Source organism: Winogradskyella sp. (assembly GCF_045105575.1).
GTDB lineage: Bacteria > Bacteroidota > Bacteroidia > Flavobacteriales > Flavobacteriaceae > Winogradskyella.
Map to the genome: position 1 here is coordinate 1 of NZ_JBGCDQ010000058.1, position 3,836 is coordinate 3,836.

The window sequence follows — 3,836 nt, forward strand, 5'->3', positions numbered from 1 at the left end:
CGCTGAACGCCCTTAAGAGTGCCATTTGCACGTATGCGTTTGTCTTTACAATGCGGACAAGTAATCGCTTTTGAATCATTGGTGTCTTTTACTTGGCTCTCTTGCAAAGACAGTGATAGCAATGAGGACACAATTTCTTGTTGAACAGATGAAGAACTATTAACGAAGAAATCTCTGAAATCTGATGGAATCATATAGAAAGGGTCTTAACAAAGATAACAAATATCTATTTTAGAACTTAGCCTTATTGATTTAACAGAAAATCAAGGTGGATATAGCCCAACGGATAGTTACCTAGCAAGTTATTTCTTTGATAAAAAGCCTACTTTATGGATGTCTAGTTATGAAAGACGCACGAAAGAGACAGAATCTGTTTCTACTTTTAAAGAAGTTGGTGGAGAACGCTATTTAAATAAATCCATATTTATTTTGGTAAGTGAGAATACCTTCTCGCTTGCTGAAAAATTTGCTTATGGCTTAAAACACTTTAATAAAGCAAGAATAATTGGACAAACTAGTGCTGGAGCAGCTCACGCAATTGATTTTATGGAAGTAAACGAAAATTATCTTATACAACTTCCAATTAGTCGTAATATCCACCCTGTTACGAAAATAGATTGGGAAGGAACTGGTGTTATACCAAATATTATCACAAGTAATAATGAAGCGTTAAAAACTGCCCACCTAAAAGCACTGAATGAACAAATCGAAAGTTTGAAAAAGCAAACCATCGTTGGGCCGATTTTAAAAAGATATGAAAAAGTTAAAACGGAAATAAACAACCGCTAACAATGGCTATAAGTAATTGCTTGTTCCCGCCTACTTCTGAAAATCCTCGCGGATTTTCAGTTTGGTGTGTACTTGCAAAGTTAGGTGCTAAATCACACAACTACTCATAGCCGAGAACGTTGCCAATAATTATGACCCGGCCTGAATGAAGGCTACATAATTTTAAACATTATGTACAAGAATGACAAAGTAATTAGACGGTATTCAGAACCTTTTAAACTGAAAATTTTAGCCGAACTTACAACTGGAAAACACACAAAGAGTGAACTATGTAAGCTCTATTCTATTGCACCTACAACAGTAAATGTGTGGATAAAAAAATACAATCGAAAAGACTTAATGAACACTAGAGTAAAAGTGGAAACTAAAGATGAAATATCAAGAATCAAAGCACTTCAAAAGGAGATTGAACAGCTCAAAAAACTACTGTATAAAAAGGATTTAGATGCTTTGGTGTTAGATTCATATCTAGAAGTGGCTGCAGAAGATCTAGGCTATAAATCTGTCCTGGAACTAAAAAAAAAGCTAAGTATCAAGCCTTAATCAAGGCCAGAGAAAAGCCAAAGGGATTTGCTTCTCTAACTACCATAACCCATTGTTTTGGACTTAAACGGGATGCTTACTACAAGTACAAACGTAGAGAAGATAAACGTTTAGAGATAGAGAAAAAAGTTGTTGCAATAGTCAAGAATAGACGAAAATCCCTTCCTAGAGAAGGCGTGCGTAAACTCACTAAATCTTTAAACAATGAGTTTGTAAAGGCCAACCTTAAAATCGGTAGAGATACCCTATTCAATATCCTTAGAAAACACAATATGCTTACACTTAGAAAGAAAACTAGTCCCAGAACAACTAACTCATTACACAGGTTCTACAAGTATAAGAATATCATTAAAGATATTAAAGTGACTAAATCAAACCAAGTCTGGGTTAGTGATATTACTTACATTAGAACCATAAAAGGCTTTTGCTACTTAGCACTAATTACAGATATGTACAGCCGTAAAATCGTTGGATACGACATTAGCAATAGCCTAGAACTTAAAGGCTGTGTCAGAGCTTTAAACAAAGCTTTATATAAAGCTAAAGATGTTAAACAGCTTATTCATCATTCAGATAGAGGCACACAATATTGCAGTAACCTTTACACTCAAATTTTAAAGAGAAACAATATCGGTATTAGTATGACACAAGAAAATCATTGTTACCAAAACGCAATGGCAGAGCGTGTAAATGGAATCTTAAAAGATGAGTTCTATCTCGATCAAACATTTGATAGCCTACAACACGCAAAGAAAGCAACAAAAAATGCAATTAATCTATACAACGAAATAAGATTACACTTATCTTTAGATTATAAAACACCTATATATGGTATATCAATTATCAGCTTAATTTAATTTTGACCTGTAGTCATATTTCAGGACTAGACAATCTAAAACAAATATTTAATTATGGATTTTTTAAACATAAAGGAGCAGATAAAAAGCAAAGGCTACACCTATGAAGCTTTTGGCAAAGAAGTAGGCTTAACCAAAACAAGTATTGCAAGAATTGTTTCAGGTTCTCAAACTCCAAGTTTTGAAATGCTTGGTAAAATAGCAGAAACGTTAGACGTTGACGTAAGAGATTTATTTAACCCTACCAAAACGGATAAAGAACCCAAAGAAGAGGTTCAGACAATAATCAATCAATTAGAAACTTTAAAGGGTAAATTGTAATGAATAAATATGCTGAATTAGATAAACTAAAAGACCGATTAAATGAGTATCGTAAGGGCGAACATTCAAAGGTTACAAAGGCTTTAGAGATTGAGTACACCTATGAGAGTAATAAAATTGAAGGAAACACCTTAACGCTTCAAGAAACTGCTTTAGTGGTAGAAAAGGGTCTAACGATTGGCGGTAAGACAATGACGGAACATTTGGAGGTTATCAATCATACCCACGCCATTGACTTTATAAAAGACTTGGCGCAATCTAAGAACACCATTTCCGAAAGGGATATTTTACAGATTCATAGTTTGATTTTACAAGGCATAGATAAACCAAATGCAGGGGTTTACAGAAAAGTACCCGTTATTATAAGTGGGGCAAAACATAAACCACCTCAACCGTTTTTAGTACCTAAACAAATGGAGGATTTGATACTATGGTATAACGAAAATAAAGAGGTTTTACACCCTGTTGAGTTATCCGCTCAAATGCACGAAAGGTTAGTTACGATTCATCCGTTTATTGACGGTAACGGAAGGGCTTCAAGGCTGTTAATGAATTTAATTTTACTACAAAATGGTTATCCTATTGCTATTTTAAAAGGGGATGATAAAAGTAGATTAGAGTATTATAATGCTTTAGAATTAGCACAAACAGAAGACAACAAAAAAGTTTTTATTGAATTGATTGCTAAAAATATACAAGAGGCTATTCAGCGTATTTTATCAATCTTTGAATAAGTCTATTGACTTATTAATTTAGTTTCCATACAATTTGTTTTTTAGTAATTGGTTTTTGTTTGATCATTTTGATAATGGTATTATGCCAAATTGTTTTCTTTGATTATGATCTATTTATTCTGTAAGCAAATTCATCAAAATATTTTTGAATATGTTGTTTAGAAACATGTGTTGGTATTGTTCTTAACCATGATTTAACTTGGTGAATCATAATATGTAATTTTTTGAAACTTTTACCACTATCGCTTTTAATTTGAGTGATGTTATAGGTTTCTTTTAAAGGCTCATAACCACGCCATTTATCTGTAAAAACTTTAGCAGAAGTATCAATATGTTCTTCAAAAATAGGGGTTAAAGATTTACAGGAATAGTCGTCAATGTAAGCTTCCCTTAAAACTGAACTGTTTAAAAATAGAATAATAATCTTAATTTTGAACAGTATTATGAGAAAAAGTAAATTTAGTCCACAGCAAATCGCTAAGGTTTTAAAAGAGTTTGATAATGGTAAAAGCGTTGATCAAATTAGTCGAGACCACGGGGTAAGCTCAGCAGCTTTTTACAAGTGGCGTTCTAAGTATGCAGGAATGAATTC

The 3,836-nt window shown here is 33.1% G+C and carries 7 protein-coding genes and 1 pseudogene; 6 read left to right on the top strand and 2 right to left on the bottom strand.

Annotated features, from left to right (window positions below; all coding sequences use genetic code 11):
- Positions 1-194, bottom strand: a 194-nt coding sequence (locus tag AB8B52_RS13350; RefSeq protein ID WP_406028939.1) for a hypothetical protein, incomplete at its 3' end; no start/stop codon positions are given.
- 52 nt (positions 195-246) lie between these two features.
- Between AB8B52_RS13350 and AB8B52_RS13355 the strand changes: the two genes are divergently transcribed.
- The 5 genes from AB8B52_RS13355 (at position 247) to AB8B52_RS13375 (ending at position 3,244) form a co-directional block, all read left to right on the top strand.
- The gene (locus AB8B52_RS13355; RefSeq protein ID WP_406028947.1) at positions 247-789 is read left to right on the top strand and encodes a S41 family peptidase; all 543 of its coding nucleotides are present in this window, start codon (positions 247-249) and stop codon (positions 787-789) included.
- Between the two features lie 171 nt (positions 790-960).
- The gene (locus tag AB8B52_RS13360) at positions 961-1,332 is read left to right on the top strand and encodes a transposase (RefSeq protein ID WP_406028941.1); all 372 of its coding nucleotides are present in this window, start codon (positions 961-963) and stop codon (positions 1,330-1,332) included.
- Positions 1,332-2,189 (top strand): IS3 family transposase, encoded by an 858-nt coding sequence (locus AB8B52_RS13365; protein WP_406028949.1) that lies wholly within the window; start codon positions 1,332-1,334, stop codon positions 2,187-2,189. The genes AB8B52_RS13360 and AB8B52_RS13365 overlap by 1 nt, the downstream gene beginning before the upstream one ends.
- Before the next feature lie 54 nt (positions 2,190-2,243).
- Positions 2,244-2,510, top strand: a complete 267-nt coding sequence (locus AB8B52_RS13370) for a helix-turn-helix domain-containing protein (RefSeq protein WP_406028943.1) — start codon at positions 2,244-2,246, stop codon at positions 2,508-2,510.
- Positions 2,510-3,244, top strand: coding sequence for a Fic family protein (locus AB8B52_RS13375; RefSeq protein WP_406028945.1), 735 nt, complete (start codon positions 2,510-2,512; stop codon positions 3,242-3,244). The genes AB8B52_RS13370 and AB8B52_RS13375 overlap by 1 nt, the downstream gene beginning before the upstream one ends.
- Before the next feature lie 13 nt (positions 3,245-3,257).
- Here AB8B52_RS13375 and AB8B52_RS13380 read toward each other — a convergent pair.
- A pseudogene (locus tag AB8B52_RS13380) lies at positions 3,258-3,623 on the bottom strand (transposase); the annotation flags it as partial.
- 64 nt (positions 3,624-3,687) lie between these two features.
- Between AB8B52_RS13380 and AB8B52_RS13385 the strand changes: the two are divergent.
- On the top strand, positions 3,688-3,836 hold a 149-nt coding region (locus AB8B52_RS13385; protein ID WP_406028951.1), incomplete at its 3' end, for a transposase.

What these genes read in the sequence shown, in the direction of transcription:
- AB8B52_RS13370 (WP_406028943.1), top strand. Translation starts at nt 2,244, where the DNA reads ATGGATTTTTTAAACATAAAGGAGCAGATAAAAAGCAAAGGCTACACC.
- AB8B52_RS13360 (WP_406028941.1), top strand. Translation starts at nt 961, where the DNA reads ATGTACAAGAATGACAAAGTAATTAGACGGTATTCAGAACCTTTTAAA.
- AB8B52_RS13375 (WP_406028945.1), top strand. Translation starts at nt 2,510, where the DNA reads ATGAATAAATATGCTGAATTAGATAAACTAAAAGACCGATTAAATGAG.